This window comes from Polynucleobacter sp. UK-Gri1-W3 (genome assembly GCF_018881595.1).
GTDB lineage: Bacteria > Pseudomonadota > Gammaproteobacteria > Burkholderiales > Burkholderiaceae > Polynucleobacter.
The window spans coordinates 204,811-224,840 of record NZ_JACVQA010000006.1; the positions used below are offsets into that span (position 1 = coordinate 204,811).

The window sequence follows — 20,030 nt, forward strand, 5'->3', positions numbered from 1 at the left end:
CAAATTATTGTTTTATGAAATTTTGCAGCTTGGTAATTCTACTATTGATGATCCCAGCCCTATTTAAGCTGAGCTGGCTTTGAGCTTTTTCCGAATGGAGTGTTCTATGGGGATGGAATCCAGGTTGGGCTCTAACGCCTCGCGTTCATCAAAGACAAAACAACTGCCTTGGTAATGTGCAGAACCGACCTCCTCAAAGTATTTCAAAATACCGCCTTCTAGCTGATAGCTATGCTGCATGCCAATCTCACGCATGTACAAGCCAGATTTTTCACAGCGAATGCCGCCGGTACAAAAGCTGACCAGCGTTTTATCTGCCAACTCATCTTTATGAGCAGATATTGCCCCTGGAAACTCGGTGAACTTGTCGATATTGAAATGCAAGGCATTTTCAAAAGTGCCGTAATCAACTTCAAAGGCATTGCGGGTATCTACCATCACCACGGGGCGACCTAAATCATCCGTACCTCGATCTAACCATTCCTGTAATTTTTTCGGGCTAATGAAGTTGGCGCGACCCTCCTCTGGACGAATCGCTGGATGGTTCATGCGGATAATTTCATTTTTCAGCTTGATGAGCATTTTTTTGAAAGGCTGCTCTTCAGACCAACTTTCTTTAGCTTGAAGCGGGGTAAAACGAGGATCGGTGCGGAGCCAGTCCAGGAATGCACGTAACTCATCTGTTTTGCCGGCAAGAAACATATTGATGCCTTCCCCGGTCAGCAAGATGGTGCCCTTTAGTTGGTGAGCATTGCACTTTTCAAGCATTTTGGCGCGCAGCTCTGTCAGGCCATCTAGGCTGACAAATAAATAGGCGGCAATATTTAGAATCGACTTCATTTTTCTCTCACTGGGCTACAAGAGCATTATCGAGCAAATGGGCCGTGGGAGTGTTAATCTTGAGTTCTTATTTATAGGAGACAAATCCATGCAGGATTTAGCGAAAATGGCTAAAAAAGCCTTTAAAAACAGAATCTTAGCCGCTTTGGCGGTCTTGGGCGCAAGCAGTTTTGCTTTGGCCCAAAACGCGGGTGTTGGCATATGGCCCACCCAAAAGCCGATTCGTTTAATTGCGGTGTTTCCGCCGGGTGGCTCAGTTGACCAGGTTGCCCGTGTATTGGCACCAGCTTTGCAATCAGAGCTCAAGCAAAACGTGATTGTGGAAAACGTTGGCGGCGCCTCTGGTGTGATTGGCACCTCTGCAATGACACGCTCAGATCCAGATGGATACACCTTTGCGGTGGTATTTGATACCCATGGCGTTAATCCAAGTCTGAAAGATAAGCTTCCCTACGATTCTATTAAAGATATTGCGCCAGTAATTTTGGTTGGCACATCACCAATGGTCTTGGTTGCTAGCAAGAAGTCAGGCATCACTAGTTTCAAGCAGTTGGTAGACCTCTCTAAAACGGGCAAGCAATTTAGTTATGGCTCTATTGGTATTGGAAGTCTTGGACACTTAGCGATGGCTCGCCTTGCTAAACAGGCTGGCTTTGATTGGAATCACATTCCCTATCGTGGCGGTGGCCCTTTGATGCAAGACGCTTTGGGCGGTCAAGTTGAATTGGCTATAGGCTCTGAGTTTTTAGTGAAGCCCCATGTAGATAGCGGTGGCGTAATTCCATTGGTCATTACTACGGCTAAGAGATCACCATCTCTCCCGAATGTACCGACGATTTCTGAAAGTGGCTTCCCAGGCTTTAGTGCTCCAGCATGGTGGGCAGTATTGGCTCCAGGCAAAACTCCTCCAGCAGTTATAGATGCGATGAACAAGGCCTTGAACAAAGCTTTGAAAACACCAGCAGTGGCTGAAAAGTTCAAAGCACAAGGCATTCAAATTGTTGGCGGCACCCCTGCAGCTGCCCAAGAGTTTATTGGTAAGCAGATTGGTATCTGGGGTAAGTTTGTTATTGAAAATAACATTAAAGAAACTGCTCAGTAAGCGGTATTAATAAGAACTATTAATCAGAAGCATTAATCAAAGGTATTTATGTCAGAACGTTTAATTCCGTATCAACCCATGGATTTGGCTGAGCCAGCTGAGTTAGTTGCAGCCATTCGCAAGAGACGTGGGGGCCAGTTTATTAATTTGGACCGCATGCTCTTGCATAGCGTTCCTATCGCAGAGGGCTGGAATCACTTCATTGGGGAGATTCGCAATAACCTTTCTTTAGATCCTAAGTTGCGTGAGTTAGCGATGTGTGGGGTAGCTGTTCTCAATGGCGCTGAGTATGAATTCTTTCATCATGCGCCCCCATTTAAGAAGGCGGGCGGCACTGAGGAGCAAGTTCAAGGCTTACGTCTTATCGGCCAGCCAAATTTCCCAAAAGAGTTGTACTCGCCATTAGAGAATGATGCTGCTGATTTAACTTTTCAAATGACGCGCAATATCAAGGTGGATCCTGACTTGATGAAGCGTTTGCAAAAAGAGTTGGGAAGCACGGATACCGTTGAGTTAGTAACCGTAATTGCTGCTTACAACATGGTTTCTCGTTTCTTGATTGCGCTTGACGTTAATCCTGAAGACCATCCTCCGGCTTAAAGACAAAACTTAGTCAAAGCCAAGTCAAGTCAAAGCATTCATCAACATGATCCGAAATATCCAAACCATCATTCCTGGCATTGCCACTTCTGATGGTGCGGGTGTCAAATTGCGTCGTAGCATTGGTGGTCAAAATCAAGTTAGGCTTGACCCTTTTTTGATGCTCGATGAATTTTCTTCTAATGATCCGAATGATTACGTAGCAGGTTTTCCTGCGCATCCTCATCGGGGTTTTGAGACTGTGACCTACATGCTCGAGGGTCATATGTTGCATGAAGATCATCTAGGCAATCAAGGACACCTCAAAACAGGCGGCGTTCAGTGGATGACAGCGGGGCGCGGCATTATTCACTCTGAGATGCCTCAGCAGGTAAGCGGCGCTATGCGTGGCTTTCAGTTATGGATTAACTTGCCCGCTAAAGAAAAGATGAAGGCGGCTGGGTATAAAGATATTCAAGTCGAAGACATCCCCAAGATCACATTAGCCAACGGCGGCTCAGTAAAAGTCATTGCGGGTACATGTAGTCAAGACGGTAAAGAGGTGCAAGGTCCGATTCAAGGGATTACCACCACACCTTTATTTTTGGATGTGCACTTGCCAGCTAATGCTCAATTCGAGCACCTTGTTCCTAAAGAACTCAATGCCTTTGTTTATTTATATGCAGGCGATCTTGAGGTAGGGGGTCCAATGCGAGAGATACCAAAACAAGCTGCAGTCGTACTTGGTGATGGTGATCGCCTCAAGGCTAAATCAGGACCTGCGGGGGCACAATTCATTGTTCTTGCAGCCTTGCCACTGCATGAGCCTATCGTGCAGTATGGCCCTTTTGTCATGAATACCCGTGCGGAGATTGAGCAAGCTATAGATGATTATCAAAACAATCGGTTTGTGGTTTCATAGGTGACTCAACCAGCAATCCTTCAGTGGGAAGATGAGGGGCAAACCCATAGCGCCAAGTGGCACTCAGAAAATGGTATCGCGCCCCATAAAAAGATTCAAATCGTTGATGACACTCTGACGGCTGACGTTGCTTATCGCCTGGCTTGTGAAGGTACGGCGATGCTTTACAAGGGCGACTTTCAGAATGCACGACAACTATTGCAGGCTTTAGTTCGAAGGGTAGATAAGCCTTCTAAGAAATCCAAGCGAGTTGACCGAGTCGAAAATGAGAAAACCAAAAGTCCTCTAGATACATTCAACCTTCATCGCCTTGCTCAATCACAGCGTGCTCGTATTTTAGGGATGATTCTGATACAGGTAAATGCTGATCACAGCATCTCATTAAGGCGCGCTCCAGATGTTGCCAAAGCTTGCTCTGAATCTTATGGAGAGCAGGCTGCACCTTACATCATCTCGCTGCGTGAACTACTCGGTGTTATTAGTGCTCATGAGTGGCGCAAGACAGGTGTTCAAGTTCTCACTAGAGATGATGAAGAGGTCCGCATGCATCCTCACTATGGGGTTTTCTCTCCAGTGCGCAGTGAGTATGTTGATTTAGTGCTGAAAGCTCCGCTGCCAAGTGCAATCAAGCAAAGCTCTCTAGCCTTTGATATTGGTACGGGCACTGGAGTTTTAGCTGTTGTTTTAGCTTTGCGAGGCATTCAGAAGGTCGTTGCGACCGATCTTAATGATCGAGCAATTACTTGTGCAAAAGAAAATATCGATCGCCTAGATCTACATTCCCAGATTGAAATTTGTAAGGCCAATCTTTTTCCTGAAGGCAAAGCTGCACTCATTGTCTGCAATCCGCCTTGGCTTCCGGCTAGACCAAGTTCCTTACTAGAGCATGCTGTATATGATCCTGAGAGTCAGATGCTAAAAGGCTTTTTAAGTAAGCTCAAAAATCATTTGCTTGATAGTGGCGAAGGTTGGCTTATTCTTTCTGATTTGGCTGAGCATCTGGGTTTAAGAACAAGGGCTGAGCTTCTCAATTGGATTGAGCAAGCGGGTTTGAAAGTTATCGCACGTTTGGATACGAAGCCAACACATCAAAAAGCATTTAATAAAGCAGATGCTTTGCATGCAGCGCGATCTAAAGAAGTGACATCACTTTGGCGTTTAGCTTCAAAGTAGTAACACATTAAATAGCCCTACAAGTCCCGTCCCCATTGGGGTCATGGTTGTTTGTCACAGACATCCTCCTTAAAATCCTGAAGAGCAATAGTTCATTACTGCACGTTACGTCGGTAAAAGGACTTGAGCATTTCTCTTTTTTCTTTTAAGGAAGTCATTTGCCCTGTAGTTTGTTTGCTCGAAATGGTTTTCTCATTTCAGGTGTAGTGATCTCTCATGTATTGGTTTTGTTAGGGCTTCTTTATGGATCTCTTGGCAGAGAAGCATCATCTGCACAGGGAGTTCTCATGGTGAACCTGGTGGGCGAACGCGCAAACTCACCCAAAAGCAACAAATCCTTTGCACCACAACAAACCACTTCACTCCCGGGTGCAAAAAGTGCAAGCCTAATTCAGGTGGATGAATCTTCTGCTGCAACTGGTATCGAGGGTACAAGCCGTCTGGCGGTTGGTGTGGCTAGAAAGGCTATACATAGCCCTAAACCCCATTACCCATTGGTAAGCAGGCAGCTTCGGGAAGAGGGTTTGGTTGTGGTGAGGCTCTGTGTAAACCAGCAAGGTATTGTCGGTGATGTTGGTATTTCCAAGAGCTCAGGCTTTCAGAGCTTGGATCACTCGGCTCTTAATGCTTTAGCAAAGTGGAGATTTGACCCCATTGCATTAAATTCCACCAATCTTTCCGAGCAATGCTTTCAGACCCCCATTCAATTTACTTTAGAGGGTTAGCAGATGAGTCAGAAAAACACCTCCGTCTTGATCCCGATTTACGTTCGATCCCGCCATCTTTTGCCGAAAACGATTTCTAGTGAGGCTCTATTGGGTGAGATGAAGCAAATTCTTATTTTGCATGAAGGACATTCATATCAATTGCGGATTACTAAATTAGGCAAGCTCATTTTGACTAAATAGAAATTCAATTAGTTACTAGCCAGCAAGAGCATTTTCATATGCATATAGCCAGCGATTTTTTGTTGTTATCACTGGAGATGGTATATGAAGCATCAAGAATTTTTTTGTTCTAAAAATAAGCTTGCCTGGATTTCATCGCTGGCATTTTTGTATGGAGGCTCATTTTCAAACTGGGTCAAGGCTCAAGACATTGACTTACCTAGAATTGATATCGTTGGTCGAGAGGAAAACGCCCTGAGCAAAATTCCTGGAACAGTCGATGTCATTAATCAAAAGATGATGGAGGAGCTGCAACCTCAATCATTGCAGGATGTATTGAAGACCATTCCTGGTGTCAATGTTCGTGGGGATGAAGGTGGATTAGGGTCCATACCAAATATTGGTATTCGGGGTTTAAATCCGAGTCGCAGCTCTAAAGTACTGCTTTTAGAGGATGGCGCTCCAATCCAGCCATCACTATTTATTTCTAACGCTTCCTATTACAGTCCGCCGGTTGAACGCATTGGTGGAATTGAAGTTTTAAAAGGAGCTTCAGGTCTAAAGTATGGGCCATCCAATATTGGTGGGGTGGTGAACTACCTGAGCAAAACACCATCACAGGGTTTTAAGTTAACTGGCAAAGTTGGTAACTATGGGTATCGTTTGGCAGAGATTGAGGCAGGGGGAAGGTCCTCGACAAATGGCGCCATTGGAGGAATCAACTTGATTCAAGCTGAATCCAACGGATATCAGGGAAATGGTTTCAAGATGTATGACATTCTCATGAAGGGCGGAATTGAAATTGCCCAGAATCAGTGGCTAAGCTTGAAATACACTCACTACGATAACAATATCAATACGTCGTATGTGGGTCTTCGCCCCACTCAGTATGCGAACCGCATGATGGATAACCCGGCACCTAATGATCGTTTTATTAACCAACGAAATGCCGTAGATCTGAATCACTCGATTGAAATTAATGCAGATACCAAGATCAATACTTTGCTGTATTGGAGTAAGTTGAGTCGGGATTACTGGCGACAAAGCATTTTGAAGCGAACACAAGATGCGACTGTTTTTAAGCCTTGCAATGTTGGTACCGAATGTTTGGTTGGTCGTAATCGCGAGTTTCAGATGCTGGGCTTAGATTCGCGAATCAGCCATGCTTATAAGGCATTTGGTATTGCGAATGAGGCAGAGCTTGGTATTCGCTTGCATACTGAATCTCAAATCAATCAGCTCTCAAACTCTAAAACTGTAGCCTATTCTGGTCGCATTTCTTATCATGAAGAGAACAAGGCGAACTCACTGGCAATGTATGCCCAGAATCGTTTCTTGTTAACAGAAGACTTTGCTGTAATACCTGGCGTGCGTGTTGAAAGTTATAACCAGACTCGCTCGAATGTCATTACCGATAAGATAGGAAGCGCTAAAAATATAGAAACTGTTCCGCAGATTGGCGCAACCTGGCAATTGATACCTCAAGCTCAGGTATATGGCAGTATTTACAAGGGATTTGCTCCAGCACAATTGGCAACAGCGATTGATGACAAGGGGGTAGATCAGCAGCTGGCACCAGAACGCTCAACCAATATGGAATTAGGTTTACGTGGTCGATCAGGGGCTTTCTCATACGACTCTGCAGTTTTTAGTATGGACTTTAGCAATCAAATCGTAAATCAAAGTTTGGCTGCAGGCATTTCTAAAGCCAACGGCGGCAAAAGTTTGCATCAGGGGGCTGAATTGGCGCTGGCTTATACGCTTGGCTATGGCTGGGGTATTAACGGCAATGCAACCTATATCCCAGTAGCCAAATTTGTGGGCACTAGCTCCTTAGGTAGGGATGGCAATCGCATTCCATACACACCTAAGCTGACCTCCAACTTAGGTATTAGCTATGAAAAGAATGGCTTTAATACATTGGTTAGTCTAAATTATGTTTCTGCCCAGTTTGCCGATTCCGCAAATACTGCTATAGAAAATACCATTGGCACTTTAGGTGAGATCCCTGCATTTACAACAGTAAATTGGAGCGCTAACTACGCTATCAATAAAGACTGGAAAGTATTTGGGGTAATCAATAACGTGTTCGACAAGCGATACATCTCCAGTCGCAGTCCTGATGGAATATTTGCTGGAGCACCACTCAATTTTCAGGCCGGTATGAGCTATCAATTTAATTGACACGCATCATCTATTTAGTTTTTGATCAAAGAAAAACGCCACCCTCGCAGGTGGCGTTGGACTGTTACATAATTCAAAATGGTGGAGTCGGCGTCTACTTAACCCAAAGATATGCCTTGTGAGGCTTTGGGTCTTCCTGAGTAACTATGTCCTTGCTATTAAAAGCCTGCGATAGCAAAAATCGGCAATAAGTACCAACTTATCTGTACCCAATAAATCCAAGACATTACTTTATCAACCTAGACCTCTTACGGCTAATCACGCATTGTGTGTGGGGAAGTGTGGGGAAGCGACTTTAAAGGAGTATTGATGAAAACTGGATTTACGGACCCCTATATTAAAAACCTGCGTGCTGCGGGTAGGTATACAGATTTAGTTACAACGGGCTTAAACTTAAATATTAAGAGGAACGGCGGTAAGTACTGGGTATTCCGTTATTTATTGGCTGGGAGGCGTCGAGACCTATCGTTGGGCGTTTACCCTGATGTAAGCCTAAAAGAGGCACGTAAAAGGGCTGTAGCCTGCCGTGATGAGTTATCTCAAGGCGGAAAACCAATAGCCTATTGGAGGCACAGTGAACCCGCTATTTTCGATAAGCCGCTATTCAAGGACTACTCCAAGCAATGTATTGAAAGCAAGAAGCCCTCAGCCTATTCGGGCGCGAACATCAACATTGGGAGCGCCATTGGCTAGCGCAGGCAATCCCATGGATCGAATTGCCCAGCATCTAGGAAATATGGGGATATAGATAGCTGTGAATTACATGCCACTTAAAACTAGTGGCGTGTAGACATAAATGTCTTTAGACACCTAAATCGCCTCATTTTGTCTACAAAACTGCCGATATAGTCATTTTTCGTCAACAACTTAGCTTATATCGTGAGGATCAAGCAATTGATGCTGTGAGGGGTTGTCTGTAAACGCGTTACAAGCCTTCATTTTTTCCCAAAGATTCGGGAAGTTCGAATAATCAAATCCAGCAGTCCAACGCCAGGCGCGAGTCATGGATCGGATAAAAGGACTGGGATCATTATTTTGAGACAGCGCTTTTAATGGCAGTAAATATTCCTCACGATAAGCTGTGGGAATAATGATGCGAGAGGCGGAGTGTTGAGTTAAGTATGCATTCATCGTGAGGCGCGCAGTTCGGCCGTTACCATCCATAAATGGGTGTACTTCAGTAACTACAAACATCGCCATCAATGCGCGCGCAAATGGATCTTCCAGTAAAGCGACACGCTTGAATCCTTCGCGCAAAGTACCTTTTACAAGCTCTGGGTGAACAAAAATGGTATTGCCCGCTTGGTTAGTTTGCTCTTTCCATTCGCCTGGATTTTTATCTGGACGACTAGAGAGTATTTGGAGATTACATTGCAAAAGCCATGCTAAGAAATCATCTTCATCTTTTGGGGGCTTAGAGCGAAAGGGTTGCTCCATGATTGCTTTAAAGGTACCAAGTACATCATGTGAATCTTCATTTCGCTTTGGAATGATTTTCCCATCGAAAATAATCTCGGAGGCCTCTTCGACGGTGAATGTAGTTCCTTCAATGTAGTTCGAAAAGTATGATTCAAAGAATGCGAAATTAAAGGCGCTTTTACCCGTTTTTGCCTGATCTTCAATAATGGGAAAAGGTTTTCTTAATGCAGAAAACAAAGTTTCGAAGATCTCAATGCGATCAGGATCATAAGGCTTACCAGCTGCGCGCGCTAATGCATCAGCTGCCCTTAAAGAGCGAGCCTTACCAGTTTGCATTAAGGCTGAAACAATCGTGTTCAGTGTTTTAAATTGAACCTCTAGACCTAATTGGGGGGCAATAGCTTTAGCATCATCACGTAGTGCATTGAGCTTATGTTCACCACGAATAGTGCATAGCTTACTTAAATAAGACTCAACCCAAGGGCGACCCATAGTGCGAAGATCTGAGCCTTTGCGGCTATAGAGATTCTCCAGTAACCGCCTAGCCTCCGAGGATATAAAGAGTTTTCCATAAGGGGTATCGTTTAGCGAATCTTTGTGCGATTGAACTGCAGGAGGACCTGGCAAGATATTGAGAGTCAGCCCCGGAAATTCTATTTGACGTGCTCTATTGCCAGATACTAAAAATACATTGCCGCTATCATCTGGTTTACAAAGATGAGCAGAACGGTAAGCTATTACAGAGCCTGGATAAAGATATTCGGTAATTTGCCGCCAATTGGGCCGAATGATTTGTTCGAGCGGGCTGGTGATGTCGCTGGTGTAAATGCCGCGATAAATTTGACGCAAACGCCCAGACCTAGCCAAGCGGGAAATTCTCTGGGCATTGGTTTTGTCTTCTCTCGAACTAAAAAGCAAGAGGGGCAGCTGGTCAACAGAAGTGCTCATAGGGCCTCAATTTATCCATTAATGTCAACAACTATGTATATATTATAGTTTAATGTCAACAAAAGTGCGTATAGAATCAAAATAACCCTATTTTTAGGTATATAGATACGGCTATTTCAAAGCCTTGGCATCGTTTACCAGTTGATATATCCGATTGTGTCTGCGAAGGATTTCAAAGAAAAGCCTCAAGGTATTGAGAGCATCAACATCTGCTCTATGTGGACTGCCTTCAAATTGAAGCTTAAAAGAACCCAGACCTGAGGATAGACCGCCACTGGGTTTTTTGCCCATGGCAAGCATGTGCAGGCTATACCAAGTTTTGACATCGATCCAGCGACGACCAAAATGGGGAAAGCTGATACCTCGATCTTTAAATTCAGATTTCAGTTCAAGTGAATCGCCACCGCCCCAGGTAATGGGATTAACAAAGCAATTACGCGTAGTAATAATTTCCCCAATTTCTTTAGCTACTTGTTCATGTGGAACTGAATAGTCAGAAATATCCTGATTGCAAATGCCCGTTAATTGGGTGATGAACTCAAAAATAGGCTCTTTAGGATCTAAGAACCATTTATACGTAGATAGGGATTGATTGACATAGTCATGGTAATTGCCAACGGCTATGCCGACCTGAATGATCTTTGGATTTACTATGGAATTATCTTGGGCATTATTGAGTTCTAAATCAAGCGAGAAATAGTTTTGTTCTTGATGCATTTTTGATGAACGCGGTTTTTAGTAGTGTGTTGATAATGTAGAGTCCCCCAAGGCTAACGTCAATGCCAAGCTCGATTCCTTGTAAGACGTCATGGTTAATTTATTGACTACACTAGATCTCAATATCAAGATCATCATGGCGACATATCTAAATTATGAAAATTCATGTACTAAGTGATTTGCATTTAGAATTTGCTGACTTTTCACCTACATTAAATGCGGCAGATGTTATTGTCCTGGCCGGTGATATTGGCCTGCGCTCAGAGGGTATAACTTGGGCTAGAAAATCGTTTCCAAATCAAGAGATTATTTATGTGGCTGGCAATCATGAGTTCTATGGCTCCCAGCGTGGTCATGCCATTGAACGGATGAGGAACGCATCCACTGAGTACGGAATTCATTTTCTAGATGATGATGTGCTGCAACTACAGGATCCTACATCAAATACTCCCGTCCGCTTCTTGGGAGCTACGTTATGGACTGACTTTTTATTATTTGGTCAGGTTCTAAAATCTAAATGCCTATCGTATGGCGAGCTTTACTTAAATGACTTTAGAGCAACACGCGATGGAGGAAGAAATTTTTCCCCGAAAAAATCGATTCAATTACATGAAAAATCATTGGCTTGGCTCCAGCAGGAGCTAGAGAGCCCATTTGATGGCAAGACGGTAGTGATTACGCACCATCTACCCTCAATGAGCTCAGTTGCAGAGCGCTATAAGCAAGATTTATTGTCCGCCTGCTTTTCTTCGGAGTTGGCGCACCTCTTTGGCAAGATGTCTCTATGGATTCATGGGCATACGCATGATTCCTGCGATTATGAAATGAATGACACTAGGGTGGTTTGTAATCCTCGCGGTTATGTTCGATCTAACCACGCCGAAAACCCAGAATTTAATCCATCGCTTATTGTTGAAATCTAGTTTCCTAGCAAGATCTTCTCAATAAGTGATTAGCCTTTAGCTAGAGTCTTGATTAATTCAGGACTACAAATATCATCAATGTGTCTAAAGGCCCGGGAGATTCCTTCAATTTGATCTGCAGGAATTCCAAGGCTTTCGAAGTGTGTTTTCCACTGCCTAGTTACTCGCCATACACGATCGATAATGGAGCTTGCTTGCTGCACAGATAAACCAAAGCGCTCTTTAGCCCCATAGGCATTATCTAGGGTTGCTAGCTTGCCTTGAGGTCCAATGCCTAGATGTTGATAGCGTTCACTTGCGATGACTGCATGTGGCATCACATCATAGAGTGGGCTTAGGCTCCAGCCTTTAAGCTCCTGGTTCCATAAGAAGGCATGATTGCGTAGATGATCATCATCGTTACTGACAAAAAGGTTAAAGATCATGCGTGCATATAGTTCTTCTACATCTGATTTGACTGTTTGAACCAGGCAATATCTGCGTATAGCATCTGCAATATCCATATAGCTTTTTGTATTGGACTCTGATTCGTGGCAAGCAACGAGTGTGAGGGCACTAATCACATGATGACGAATTTCTACTGAGCGAGCTGAAGCGGTCCAAGAGCGATCAAAACGTTTGACCATTAACACCTTTTTCTTGCCAACTTGCTCTAATTGAGTTTGCGCTACATTGAGGCCAGCTAATTCTGCAAGTTTGAGGGTGGCGTATTCAATGCTTGGTACATCTAAGACTCCATCAGTGTTGCCTGGGAACTTGGCCATCCATAAAATATTGTCATCATCACGTACGCTTGCCTTTGGGCGCATACCCCCTAGGCCGCTACCCACAATCAAAATTCTGGATAGTGCTTCTGATACTGGCAAGCCCGCCTCAATCTTCTGCGCACCCTCGAGTACGTATGACAGATTGTGAATACTTTCGTGAGCAGGGCGCTCCTCTTGATCTAAAGAAGATCGAATGTCTAAAGCCCCAACACGATCACTGCCTGCTTCGACTAGATAGGTTGATTCTGGCAGGCTATTAGCTGGAACCTTAAGCCTAGCTTCAATCACTCTTCTTCCCCAAGAATCAGGAGCAGCATCACGAATTCCGCCAAAAGCTTCTAGACCATTTGGTGGAACGAGGCGCTTGCCTTTGATCTCGCTTTTATTCTTAAGGCTAAGGGCGACAGGATCAATTTCCTGTGCATTGCCCCTATCTAGGTAGCGCAGGCCATAAGCAAATGAAGAGGCAATAAGTCTTGAGCCTTCCTCATCTACTTGTAGTCGTCCTGCTGGTACAAATTCACCATCAAGATTGGCAAAGACAAACAGGTCTTTAGTTGTGTTTGCCATCAGAAATCAAGCGCTTTCATTTCAGCCGTACTTAAGTCACGGACGCGTTGAGGGCGCGAGCGACGCTCCAAGGCAGCGATCGCAGGATCATTGCCGCTTAAGAGTTGCAATAAGGTCATGCCTGGAGCGATTGCATCTAAGTAACGTAGCAGTGCGCCAATGGCAACGCCAGGATCACCCTTTTCAATGCGTTGGGCAGTTGCACGAGACAAGCCCGCGCGAACCGCAGCCTCACCTTGGCGAATATGACGGGCAAGGCGTAAGGACACTAGGCATTGCGCTATTTCAGCGGATTGGCCAAGTTGCTTTGATGCTAGAGATAGCTGTTGATCTACGCGCATAGTTGCCTCATGCTGTTCATTAAGTACAAGGCACTAATATACCTGTTTAAACCTGATTGGTCAATAAAAATGACTCATAAATAAGTCCTTAAGTGAATTAATGACTTATTTATGAGTCATTTAATAATTTAAACTAGTAGAATATAAGCGGTCTATTTGCGTCAAGGGCACCTTGGTCGGCGGCATGTCAATAAAAATGCATATATCACGCTATATTGAGTCAATATGTCAACAAAACTGCACATAACTGGCTTTATTGTCAACAAAACTGCATATTGCAGTTGAATTCATATCTTTTGGGCTGTTTAGCAAAAATTGCCTAAACGACTATTTCGTAAGAAAAAGTGAGGATATGTTTAAAAACGTAGGAATCTATTGAAATATGTAAGAAAAAGTGTGTAAATATGTGTAATCGTAAGAAAAAGTGTGCATATGTAAGAAAAAGTGTGGGAAAATAGCCATTCGAACGAAAAAGTGGGCTTAAGGGAAATATGGGCGATATAGGCTATTCACAGGTAAAAAGTCAGCTTGATCTCAGTGCTTTTGACCCACTTGTACCTGCACGCCTTGCCTCGGTAACCAGTGTAACGCCCACCCAGGGCGCATTGTTGATACCCGCAAAGGTAGCTCCCAAAGATGATCGCCCACTAAGCCACCTGTTGTTTGCGCTAAAGCATGAAGGAGTTAATCTCCAATTGTTATCGCAGGCCTTAAGAAAAATCCCAGCCCAAGAGATGCTGGCCGCAATTAGCGAATCGCCAACAGGCGTTTACATTCGTACAGCTTGTTTTTTGTGGGAAGCCTTTAATAAGCAAGAGTTAAAGGGTGCGCCAGTAATTACGGGGCCAATGGTTAATTTATTTGACCCCAAAAAATACATTACAGGACCAAGCATACGCAATGCCAAATGGCGAGTTAACTTCAATGGCTTGGGTTCTTTGGATTACTGCGTAACTGTTGAGCGAACCACACGTATTAATAGTTTGCTTGAATCTAATATCCTCCAGAAAGCAAATGAATTTCTATTAGAACTAGGTGGGGCCGCATCCGATAGGGCAATGTCTTGGGCTTATTTAAGTGAGACCAAAAGCTCTTTTGAGATCGAGCATGAGACACCGAGTGCCACGAAATCGGAGGCATTTGTAGAGCTACTCAAAAAAGCCCACCTGACTACCCAGTTAGATGAAGAGTACTTTGTTGGCTTGCAAAATACCGCCATTACCAATCCTTTGGATAGAGCGGTTAACTATCGCCACCAACAAAACTGGTTAAGCAGTCCATTGCGTGGTGCTGCTGGCGTAACGTATATTCCACCGCCACCTGAAATCGTTAATGACTTGATGAAAGGTTTGGTAGATTTTGCCAATACCGCACCAAAGCAGATCGATCCTTTAATTGCTGCTGCGATTGTTTCCTTTGGATTTGTTTTTATCCATCCATTTATGGATGGCAATGGGCGCTTATCACGCTTCTTATTTCATCATGCTTTGTGCCAGTCGGGTGCTTTAAAGAATGGCTTGCTATTGCCAGTATCTATTGCGATGAAGCGCAATGAAGATTTATACCTAGCTGCTCTAAAGAGTTTTTCTGAGCCTGCTCGCAAGCGCTGGGAAGTCATCTGGATTGATGGCGATGAATATCAAATGGTATTCAAATCAGATGATTCCTTATATCGTTATTGGAATGCCACTGCCTGTGTTGAGTTTGGATTGGAGATGGCCAAGCAGGCGCTAGAAAAGGACTTAAGAGAAGAGACTGAGTTCTTGGCAAAGTACGACCTCATTTACCGCGCTATTGATGGGCAGTACGACATCAGAGGCAAAGATCTCAATTCATTAATTCTGGCTTGCATGGAGCAAAACGGAAAACTATCGGCTAACCGTCGTAAGAAATTTACAACAACAGTACCTGAAGAAATATTTAATGCTATTGAGGTTGAATATGCGAAGGTAGTGGGCTGATTCAAAAATCCTCAGAGTAATTCTGTCAAGGGCACCCCAAAGGGGTGGCTTGCGAACCCTTGACGGCCACGATTAAAGTAACGCTCTTTTATGCCCAAGGTGGCAGAAAGACACATTGGGCATAAAGACACAAAGCGAGTTCATTTAGTAACTCAACAAAAACCCCACAAATATCCCGAGCCTATATCTACCGCCCCAATAATTGATCTCAGTGCTTCACGCCTATGCGTTAAAGCTAGAGTCGCACCTAGTAGCGTAGCAATGGATGGGTTCACGCTCCATCACCAGGTATTGAAGCCACCAATTTATTAAATAACTATTGATGGGGTGGCATATGCCAATTTCAAATACAGACTTGCAAGAGTTAGCTAAGGTTTCCTTAGATGAGTACTTGCGTAATCTACCGGTCGATCAAATCGCTGTAGAGAGGCCTTTCCTTAAAAAACTGATGGAAGGGCGTAAAAGCCTATTAGGCGCAAAGCAGAACGTAGTCGAGAACATCCGCAAAGAACACGGTAGTAACTTTAGCTGGGCCTTTGGAGAAGAGACGGTTAAGTTCAATAAACGCAACACCACAGAGCAGGCTTCCTTCCCGTGGCGCAGAGCGGTTGATGGTCTCTATATTGACTATGACCGACTCTTTAGTAACGGCATCAAAGTGCGTGAGGGTGGGGCGCGAGGTTTTCAGCTGGAATACAACGAGCGCGTACAACTAATCAATCTCTTAGATGAGCAGCTCGAAGTCTTAAGAGAAGGCTTTCTGAATAAGTTGGACTTAGAGCTTCACCGCGACGGCTCGCACGGCGCCGATGCGGTGGTTGGCTTAGATAGCCTTGTCAGCTTAGCGCCAGATGCCGGTACGGTAGGCGGTATCGATCGAGCCAAGGCAAGCTACTGGCGTAACTATGCCGTTAAAAACATTGCCTCAACATCGCCAGGTAACTTGGTAGGTGAGATGGAGACCGCATGGCGTCAATGTATTAAACATGGCGGTAGCCCTGATTTCATCATCGCAGGTGGTAAGTTTATTGATACCTATCGTAAGCAAGTGACGGTGACCCATATCGCTGGGTCAGGTGAAACCAAGTACATCGATGCTGGCGTAGGAGCAGGCGTAAATACAGGTCTAGCTTTTAAAGGTGTTGAGATCATCTGGGATCCGCAGTTTGATGAGCTTGATGCCATGGCAAATCGCACGGTGGAGTGGAGCAAGCGTTGCTACTTCTTAAACACTCGCTTTATGAAGCTGCGTGATGACGATCTAGACATTGTTGCCCCAATTCGCCCGCACGACACGCTAGCCATGTATGCCATGGTGAACCTACGCTGTGCTTTATCCATCTCACGAGCGAATGCCCATGCGGTATTGGCTATTCAATAAGGAAAAGCAAATGAATACCAAAGAACTCATTCATAGTGACTTCCAAATTAAAGAGGTGGAAGCAGTCGTACGCAGGGATGCCTTCACAACCATCCATGTGTATGTGCCGCCTTATGAGACCAATATCCTTCGCAACCTCTTTGGGCGCGAGAACGTCACTGTGTTCGAGCGCCCATCAAAGACCACGATTACACCAGAGCAAGAATACGACCGTCTCTGTGCCAAGTATGGGCATGAGGTCGTAGCCAAAGTCTTTGGTGAGGATGATGGTGATCGCCTAATGGGGATAGTGGAAGAATTGATGAAAGAAGGTCAGCTTCCACTACAAGAGAAGGCATTGGAAGGAGCACTTGAGCAAGCAGCACCTCATCAAGAGCCACTAGAAACCAAAGGAGCCAAGAAACGCTAGCAGTAGGGAAGGCCACCGCTAGCTGCAGGTGTTTGGGTGCGGCTGCGGGTGTTGAAGTAACCATGGTGTGTGGGCGCGCGTAACTGCGCCCCACTGCCAACACCAATTAAAAGCCTAGGCGGTAGTGGGGCGGTGGACTTCCATATCCCAAGCATCAAGAAAAGAACTTATTACATGCTTCCAATCATCACCTCTCTAGTGCAAACCTTGGCCGTCAACGGCCTTGGCTTACTTGCGGGCGCAGTCCAAGCCAAAGGCAAGGAATTCATTGAGAGCAAGATTGGGGTGAGAATTCCCGACAATCCTAGCCAGGAAGATCTAATTAAGCTCAAGCAGCTAGAGATTGAGCAAGAGCAGTTACTACTGCAATACACCCTCAAACAGAAAGAGCTTGAGATAGAGGAATCGAAACTTCTTGCAGAGATGCATCGAGCTTCACAAGACAATTCCACTAATCGTTGGCAATCCGATATGGGTAGCGACTCTAAGCTATATAAGAGCATCAGACCGGGAACACTGGTTTATATCCTCACGGCATATCTCTTATTTGCATTGCTCTCAGCCATGGGTATAGATATCAATGAAGCCTATGTAAAGCTTCTGGGCGAATGGGGCCAGCTAGTCATGCTCGCTTACTTTGGTGGTAGATCAGTTGAGAAGATCTTTGAGATGCGTATGCATGGATCAAATAAAAAAGAAGAGCAATGAGTGGTCTAGTAAAGAAGCAAGCTGCATTCTTGATCGACGTTAGCAGACTGATTCAGTTTGCAACTGCTGAAGGGTGGGTTATTACAGGAGGTGAGCTCTGGCGTTCACCAGAGCAGCAAGAAATCTACTTTAGGACAGGCAGATCAAAGACCATGAATAGCAATCACCTAAGACGCTGCGCCATTGATCTGAACTTCTTTTGGAATGGAAAGCTAATTTGGGATAAAGAGCTAATACGAACTGTAGGTGAATACTGGGAAAGCCTAAGTCCGAAGAATAGGTGGGGCGGGAATTTCAAGGTCTTTGTAGATGTTCCACATTTTGAGAGGGAGATTGAGAGCTAAATGGAGGTGATGCATTGAGTCAATGGAGTGATTATGAGTAGTGTCTAGATCTCTAAATAAATGCATTCAAAAAGGTAGAGAAGCTTTTGAGATGATTTTTTTGCAAGAATCTATTGTGAATTTGATCAAAATATTCCTTAGATGCAACAATAGTGGGATTGGATTTGGAGTAAGTCCTATTTTTTCCTTTATCTGCAATCATTTTTCTTAGATACGCCAAAGAGAATTCAATGCGGCTCATATTTTTATAAGGTGGAAGCTCTTCAGGGTCATTAATTAGTACATCAAAGAAGCGACGATACTCAATGAGAGTTACATGGTTAGGATTTCTGGGACCTAATTTCAAATTACCAAGCGCCCATGTTTCAAAACAAAAATATTGAATAACTATTGAATAGTTGAGGGCGCTAAACATGTGATCATGAATTGCTGACTCAACTTCAGTGAACTTATCTTCAAGCGTTTGCTCTTCAGCATCTAAAATTACAACTAGTTTTACAGGATTTAGATTTGCTCCTATATCGGCTATTGCATTCACAACTATTTTTTCATATTGCGGGTACCCGCCAGCACTAATGATGTAGTAATTGTCTTTCTGAAGTAAGTGTGGGTAATCTACTAGATTTAATTTAGGGTTGACAAACTTAATCCAGTTTTGGTAAACAATTTTTTCTACCTGGCCTTCGACAACGACGTAGTAGTTCATTGAATCTTAAATTCAGGATCGTTAATTAGCTGTAAATACCTTTCTTGTTTTGACTTGCTATATCTATCCATCAGAATTGCACCTTTAGTTGTCGAGATGGTGGATCCTTTTCTTGTAAAGACGATCCAGTCATTTGTTTTGATGCCATTAATTAAAGCTGGGTGATGGGTAGTTATTAAGAATTGGCGCTCTTCGCAAAATTCGGATAAGAATGATGGTAGAAAATTAATTGCATTCATGCCCAACGAATTCTCATATTCATCAATCATATATAGAGAGGATTTTGGGCTAGTAAGAATGTCAGTAATAATAAGCAATACTTTAATCATTCCTGATGAGATATCGGTGAGAGGAGTCGCCTTAGAAACATGTTTTTCTTTAATTAAAACTACCGCTCCATCAACTCCAATATGCGGCATTACTGAATTACTTGATGCAACAATAATATCCTCTACAAATGGAAATACAAATTTGTATTGATTCAGTATTTCTTGAAAAGTTTTTTTACAAAATTTATGCAGAAGATATAAATTTGTATGTAAATTAAATTCATGCTCATATAGTGAATGAGCAAATAACTTCTTATCTTGAAATTTTTGAATAATCCCCTTTGGGTAGGCAGATATTGTTACCGCCAAAACTAGATCTGATCCAGAAAAAGTCCTTCTTTTTATTTGTGTGAGTCCATTGAATGCATTTTTAATAGAAGACTCATCTTTGTATACGTTTATACCGCTCAGGTTGGAGGATATTTTTGGGGCGGAAGTACCGTTAAAGATGTTATTTGATAGCGTTCTCTCGAATATTTTGGATTCGGCGTTTTCTTTAGTCCCGCTGTAAAGACACTCATAAGTTATTGCTGCTTTTGACTCAGAGTTTTCATCAATCTCCTCCGCTTCAAATAACCATGTATAGGTTTTTTCATCATGACTGAAAACCATCTTCCATTTTCCGGTTGATATTCCTCGGCCGCCAACAGCCATTGAGGCGGTATTGAAAATCATATTGAAAAGTCTAGTTTTTCCTGATCCCGATTCGCCGACCATCAAATTTATCTGCGAGTTAAATAACAGGGAGTTCATCACTAGCTGTGATTTGGTTGGATCCGAAAATTCAAATGAAATTAGTTTCATATATGCGGGGGTTTAA

The 20,030-nt window shown here is 43.8% G+C and carries 21 protein-coding genes; 14 read left to right on the top strand and 7 right to left on the bottom strand.

Annotated elements, in window-relative coordinates:
- Positions 1–63: 63 nt before the first annotated feature.
- Complete coding sequence (locus ICN36_RS06345; protein WP_216227516.1) at positions 64–840, bottom strand: sulfurtransferase; 777 nt, start codon at positions 838–840, stop codon at positions 64–66.
- An 88-nt stretch (positions 841–928) separates the two neighbouring features.
- Here ICN36_RS06345 and ICN36_RS06350 point away from each other — a divergent pair, with 88 nt between their 5' ends.
- From ICN36_RS06350 to ICN36_RS06385, 8 genes are all read left to right on the top strand, one after another.
- On the top strand, positions 929–1,942 hold the full coding sequence (locus ICN36_RS06350; RefSeq protein ID WP_216227517.1) for a tripartite tricarboxylate transporter substrate binding protein: 1,014 nt from the start codon (positions 929–931) through the stop codon (positions 1,940–1,942).
- A gap of 48 nt (positions 1,943–1,990) precedes the next feature.
- On the top strand, positions 1,991–2,542 hold the full coding sequence (locus ICN36_RS06355) for a carboxymuconolactone decarboxylase family protein (protein WP_216227518.1): 552 nt from the start codon (positions 1,991–1,993) through the stop codon (positions 2,540–2,542).
- A 46-nt stretch (positions 2,543–2,588) separates the two neighbouring features.
- On the top strand, positions 2,589–3,443 hold the full coding sequence (locus tag ICN36_RS06360) for a pirin family protein (RefSeq protein WP_216227519.1): 855 nt from the start codon (positions 2,589–2,591) through the stop codon (positions 3,441–3,443).
- The gene (locus ICN36_RS06365; protein WP_216227520.1) at positions 3,444–4,616 is read left to right on the top strand and encodes a methyltransferase; all 1,173 of its coding nucleotides are present in this window, start codon (positions 3,444–3,446) and stop codon (positions 4,614–4,616) included.
- 158 nt (positions 4,617–4,774) lie between these two features.
- Positions 4,775–5,341, top strand: a complete 567-nt coding sequence (locus ICN36_RS06370) for an energy transducer TonB (protein WP_216227521.1) — start codon at positions 4,775–4,777, stop codon at positions 5,339–5,341.
- A 3-nt stretch (positions 5,342–5,344) separates the two neighbouring features.
- On the top strand, positions 5,345–5,524 hold the full coding sequence (gene hemP / locus ICN36_RS06375; protein WP_216227522.1) for a hemin uptake protein HemP: 180 nt from the start codon (positions 5,345–5,347) through the stop codon (positions 5,522–5,524).
- An 84-nt stretch (positions 5,525–5,608) separates the two neighbouring features.
- Positions 5,609–7,687 carry a TonB-dependent receptor domain-containing protein gene (locus ICN36_RS06380; RefSeq protein ID WP_216227523.1) on the top strand — a complete coding sequence of 693 codons (2,079 nt, stop codon included), beginning with the start codon at positions 5,609–5,611 and terminating at the stop codon, positions 7,685–7,687.
- A 309-nt stretch (positions 7,688–7,996) separates the two neighbouring features.
- On the top strand, positions 7,997–8,380 hold the full coding sequence (locus ICN36_RS06385; protein ID WP_216227524.1) for an Arm DNA-binding domain-containing protein: 384 nt from the start codon (positions 7,997–7,999) through the stop codon (positions 8,378–8,380).
- A gap of 174 nt (positions 8,381–8,554) precedes the next feature.
- Here ICN36_RS06385 and ICN36_RS06390 read toward each other — a convergent pair whose 3' ends face one another.
- Both ICN36_RS06390 and ICN36_RS06395 read right to left on the bottom strand, forming a co-directional pair.
- A complete protein-coding gene (locus ICN36_RS06390; protein ID WP_216227525.1) occupies positions 8,555–10,054 on the bottom strand; it encodes a Fic family protein in 1,500 nt (499 codons plus the stop codon).
- Between the two features lie 111 nt (positions 10,055–10,165).
- A complete protein-coding gene (locus ICN36_RS06395) occupies positions 10,166–10,771 on the bottom strand; it encodes a 3'-5' exonuclease (protein WP_216227526.1) in 606 nt (201 codons plus the stop codon).
- Positions 10,772–10,926: 155 nt separating this feature from the next.
- Here ICN36_RS06395 and ICN36_RS06400 point away from each other — a divergent pair, with 155 nt between their 5' ends.
- Positions 10,927–11,694, top strand: a complete 768-nt coding sequence (locus ICN36_RS06400; RefSeq protein ID WP_216227527.1) for a metallophosphoesterase — start codon at positions 10,927–10,929, stop codon at positions 11,692–11,694.
- Positions 11,695–11,723: 29 nt separating this feature from the next.
- Here the strand turns inward: ICN36_RS06400 and ICN36_RS06405 are convergent, their stop codons facing one another.
- Positions 11,724–13,031 carry a type II toxin-antitoxin system HipA family toxin gene (locus tag ICN36_RS06405; RefSeq protein ID WP_216227528.1) on the bottom strand — a complete coding sequence of 436 codons (1,308 nt, stop codon included), beginning with the start codon at positions 13,029–13,031 and terminating at the stop codon, positions 11,724–11,726.
- The gene (locus ICN36_RS06410) at positions 13,031–13,372 is read right to left on the bottom strand and encodes a helix-turn-helix domain-containing protein (RefSeq protein WP_215332300.1); all 342 of its coding nucleotides are present in this window, start codon (positions 13,370–13,372) and stop codon (positions 13,031–13,033) included. Before ICN36_RS06410 ends, ICN36_RS06405 begins: the two co-directional genes overlap by 1 nt.
- A gap of 491 nt (positions 13,373–13,863) precedes the next feature.
- Between ICN36_RS06410 and ICN36_RS06415 the strand changes: the two genes are divergently transcribed.
- From ICN36_RS06415 to ICN36_RS06435, 5 genes are all read left to right on the top strand, one after another.
- A complete protein-coding gene (locus tag ICN36_RS06415) occupies positions 13,864–15,333 on the top strand; it encodes a Fic family protein (RefSeq protein ID WP_216227529.1) in 1,470 nt (489 codons plus the stop codon).
- A gap of 334 nt (positions 15,334–15,667) precedes the next feature.
- Positions 15,668–16,714, top strand: coding sequence for a phage major capsid protein (locus ICN36_RS06420; RefSeq protein WP_216227530.1), 1,047 nt, complete (start codon positions 15,668–15,670; stop codon positions 16,712–16,714).
- Between the two features lie 10 nt (positions 16,715–16,724).
- A complete protein-coding gene (locus ICN36_RS06425) occupies positions 16,725–17,123 on the top strand; it encodes a hypothetical protein (RefSeq protein WP_216227531.1) in 399 nt (132 codons plus the stop codon).
- A gap of 69 nt (positions 17,124–17,192) precedes the next feature.
- Positions 17,193–17,831: a hypothetical protein gene (locus ICN36_RS06430; RefSeq protein ID WP_216227532.1), complete on the top strand. Its 639-nt coding sequence runs from the start codon at positions 17,193–17,195 to the stop codon at positions 17,829–17,831.
- Positions 17,828–18,175 carry a M15 family metallopeptidase gene (locus ICN36_RS06435; protein ID WP_216227533.1) on the top strand — a complete coding sequence of 116 codons (348 nt, stop codon included), beginning with the start codon at positions 17,828–17,830 and terminating at the stop codon, positions 18,173–18,175. Before ICN36_RS06430 ends, ICN36_RS06435 begins: the two co-directional genes overlap by 4 nt.
- 52 nt (positions 18,176–18,227) lie before the next feature.
- Here the strand turns inward: ICN36_RS06435 and ICN36_RS06440 are convergent, their stop codons facing one another.
- The gene (locus ICN36_RS06440; RefSeq protein WP_216227534.1) at positions 18,228–18,881 is read right to left on the bottom strand and encodes a hypothetical protein; all 654 of its coding nucleotides are present in this window, start codon (positions 18,879–18,881) and stop codon (positions 18,228–18,230) included.
- The gene (locus ICN36_RS06445) at positions 18,878–20,014 is read right to left on the bottom strand and encodes an AAA family ATPase (RefSeq protein WP_216227535.1); all 1,137 of its coding nucleotides are present in this window, start codon (positions 20,012–20,014) and stop codon (positions 18,878–18,880) included. The genes ICN36_RS06440 and ICN36_RS06445 overlap by 4 nt, the downstream gene beginning before the upstream one ends.
- Positions 20,015–20,030: the final 16 nt, after the last annotated feature.

Coding starts and splice junctions, on each gene's coding strand:
- ICN36_RS06355 (WP_216227518.1), top strand. CDS start 1,991: ATGTCAGAACGTTTAATTCCGTATCAACCCATGGATTTGGCTGAGCCA.
- ICN36_RS06440 (WP_216227534.1), bottom strand. CDS start 18,881: ATGAACTACTACGTCGTTGTCGAAGGCCAGGTAGAAAAAATTGTTTAC.
- ICN36_RS06390 (WP_216227525.1), bottom strand. CDS start 10,054: ATGAGCACTTCTGTTGACCAGCTGCCCCTCTTGCTTTTTAGTTCGAGA.
- ICN36_RS06410 (WP_215332300.1), bottom strand. CDS start 13,372: ATGCGCGTAGATCAACAGCTATCTCTAGCATCAAAGCAACTTGGCCAA.
- ICN36_RS06415 (WP_216227529.1), top strand. CDS start 13,864: ATGGGCGATATAGGCTATTCACAGGTAAAAAGTCAGCTTGATCTCAGT.
- ICN36_RS06380 (WP_216227523.1), top strand. CDS start 5,609: ATGAAGCATCAAGAATTTTTTTGTTCTAAAAATAAGCTTGCCTGGATT.
- ICN36_RS06425 (WP_216227531.1), top strand. CDS start 16,725: ATGAATACCAAAGAACTCATTCATAGTGACTTCCAAATTAAAGAGGTG.
- ICN36_RS06350 (WP_216227517.1), top strand. CDS start 929: ATGCAGGATTTAGCGAAAATGGCTAAAAAAGCCTTTAAAAACAGAATC.
- ICN36_RS06405 (WP_216227528.1), bottom strand. CDS start 13,031: ATGGCAAACACAACTAAAGACCTGTTTGTCTTTGCCAATCTTGATGGT.
- ICN36_RS06385 (WP_216227524.1), top strand. CDS start 7,997: ATGAAAACTGGATTTACGGACCCCTATATTAAAAACCTGCGTGCTGCG.
- hemP (WP_216227522.1), top strand. CDS start 5,345: ATGAGTCAGAAAAACACCTCCGTCTTGATCCCGATTTACGTTCGATCC.
- ICN36_RS06420 (WP_216227530.1), top strand. CDS start 15,668: ATGCCAATTTCAAATACAGACTTGCAAGAGTTAGCTAAGGTTTCCTTA.
- ICN36_RS06400 (WP_216227527.1), top strand. CDS start 10,927: ATGAAAATTCATGTACTAAGTGATTTGCATTTAGAATTTGCTGACTTT.
- ICN36_RS06360 (WP_216227519.1), top strand. CDS start 2,589: ATGATCCGAAATATCCAAACCATCATTCCTGGCATTGCCACTTCTGAT.
- ICN36_RS06395 (WP_216227526.1), bottom strand. CDS start 10,771: ATGCATCAAGAACAAAACTATTTCTCGCTTGATTTAGAACTCAATAAT.
- ICN36_RS06345 (WP_216227516.1), bottom strand. CDS start 840: ATGAAGTCGATTCTAAATATTGCCGCCTATTTATTTGTCAGCCTAGAT.
- ICN36_RS06435 (WP_216227533.1), top strand. CDS start 17,828: ATGAGTGGTCTAGTAAAGAAGCAAGCTGCATTCTTGATCGACGTTAGC.
- ICN36_RS06445 (WP_216227535.1), bottom strand. CDS start 20,014: ATGAAACTAATTTCATTTGAATTTTCGGATCCAACCAAATCACAGCTA.